At 55.4% G+C, this 1,061-nt stretch carries 1 protein-coding gene; it reads left to right on the forward strand.

Annotation, left to right across the window (positions count from 1 at the left end):
* Positions 1-174 precede the first annotated feature (174 nt).
* A protein-coding gene (locus GOB86_RS15530) for an IS5 family transposase (RefSeq protein ID WP_242012725.1) occupies positions 175-950 on the forward strand; the annotation gives its coding sequence in 2 pieces (ribosomal slippage) (positions 175-511 and positions 511-950; 777 coding nt in all).
* Positions 951-1,061 lie beyond the last annotated feature (111 nt).

The raw sequence follows: 1,061 nt of genomic DNA on the forward strand, positions 1-1,061 counted from the left end.
AACGCAGCCTGCCCGTCGCCCACATTCTCAGATGGTCAATCTTCAGACGGTCTCACCAAGCAGCCGCACAACGCTCATATATCAAATCAAAATTGCAACTGTAGTGCTAGGCCGTGTTGACAAAAGGGATTCCGCTGGCCCGCGTCCTGTGATTCAAGCTCGTGGGAGACGAACTTGGTGCGCAAGCTGATATCTGATGATGAGTGGGGCTTCTTCGAACAGTTCATCCACGCTGTTCGGCATCCGAACGGTCGTAAACCCTGTAATCATCGCCTTGTTCTGGATGGGATTTTCTGGATAGCGCGAACGGGTGCGCCATGGCGGGATCTTCCTGAAGATTTCGGCAAATGGTCGTCGGTCTACCGCCAATTCCGTCGCTGGACCCTTGCGGGGCTCTGGGAGGGCATTCTGGACGCTTTGAACCATTCAGGGATCACCCCGGACAAGCTGCAGATGGTCGACAGCACAGTCATCCGGGCCCATCATCATGCGGCGGGCTCAAAAGGGGGACTCCGAAAGAGGCTCTTGGCCGTTCGAGAGGTGGGTTTTCGACCAAGATCCATCTCCGCGTCAATGGCGCTGGCCTCCCGATGAGGACCGAGATCACGCCGGGGCAGGATTCCGACTACACCGGCTATGATCTGGTGATGGCCGACAACCTGCCGCAGCCCGCTGTTCTGGTCGCCGACAGGGGCTATGACTCTGATAAAATCAGGGAAGATGTCGAGAGCCGTAACGCCGTGCCGATGATCCCGATGCGAAAGAACCGAAAGGTTCGCAAGACCGTCGATATGACCATCTACACGCTGCGCAACATGGTCGAGCGCTGTTTCAACAAGCTGAAGAACAGCCGTCGCCTCGCCACACGTTACGACAAAACCGCAAATAGCTTCCTCGGCTTTATCGATATCGCATGCATCAGGCTATGGCTCCGGCATTTGTCAACATGACCTAGCACTACAGTTGCAATTTTGATTTGATATATGAGCGTTGTGCGGCTGCTTGGTGAGACCGTCTGAAGATTGACCATCTGAGAATGTGGGCGACGGGCAGGCTGCGTT

It is taken from the genome of Acetobacter lambici (assembly GCF_011516885.1).
Classification (GTDB): domain Bacteria; phylum Pseudomonadota; class Alphaproteobacteria; order Acetobacterales; family Acetobacteraceae; genus Acetobacter; species Acetobacter lambici.